We start from the raw sequence: 853 nt of genomic DNA, 5'->3' as shown, positions 1-853 counted from the left end.
TCAGCGGCCGTCAACTGGCTCGCAGGGGTCAGAACAGTAGTCACGTCGCCTCTTCTCTAGCTCGACGAGCTGTCGTACCAGGGTCAACATCCAACCAGCCCCAAAACGTTCCCGCTCGTGGCTTTTCCTCGAAAAATCTTTGCGAGGCGGCTGTCTGCTGCCGGTTGGCGGCGAATGTGCCGTATTGCGTGTCTATGTGTCTTACGGAGCTTCGCGTTGTATCGGTGGTCGGTCCTCCCGGCTGGGTTGCCGGTTGTTCATGAGGACGTGCCCGGAGCCTAAATGGTTCATGCCTGGAAGGGAACGTGATGTGTGCTTCACTCCAACGAGGGATCGAACAGGCATGCGAGTCTGGACTAGGGTGAGTTTCCGACGAGGGTGGCGTTACAACGGCTCTACCAGGCCTCGGTACCCTCTCACCGGTGACTGAAGCCGCGCCCTTACCCATGAGGGCCCCATCTGAAATTCAGCGAGGAGCGAACCGCGTGACCGCCGAGACGTCCGTGCCGTCCACAGCTCTGCTGGCAGGAGCAGACCGGGACGGTTCCAACTACACCGCGCGGCACCTGCTCGTCCTCGAGGGGCTCGAGGCCGTGCGGAAGCGCCCCGGTATGTACATCGGGTCGACCGACAGCCGTGGCCTGATGCACTGCCTCTGGGAGATCATCGACAACTCCGTCGACGAGGCCCTGGGTGGCTACTGCGACCACATCGAGGTCATCCTCCAGGACGACGGCTCCGTCGAGGTCCGGGACAACGGCCGGGGCATCCCGGTCGACGTCGAGCCCAAGACCGGCCTCTCCGGTGTCGAGGTCGTCATGACCAAGCTGCACGCCGCCGAACTTGCCGCCGG

Annotated in this window: 1 protein-coding gene; it reads left to right on the top strand. The window is 63.1% G+C overall.

Going from position 1 to position 853, the window contains the following annotated elements:
* Positions 1-485: 485 nt before the first annotated feature.
* Positions 486-853 (top strand): ATP-binding protein (locus tag CCL05_RS19235; protein WP_244204324.1); only part of this gene is annotated, 368 nt, incomplete at its 3' end.

Source organism: Streptomyces africanus (assembly GCF_002150735.1).
GTDB lineage: Bacteria > Actinomycetota > Actinomycetes > Streptomycetales > Streptomycetaceae > Streptomyces > Streptomyces africanus.
Note: the sequence above shows the minus strand (reverse complement) of the source record. Positions and strands in the feature narration are given on the sequence as shown.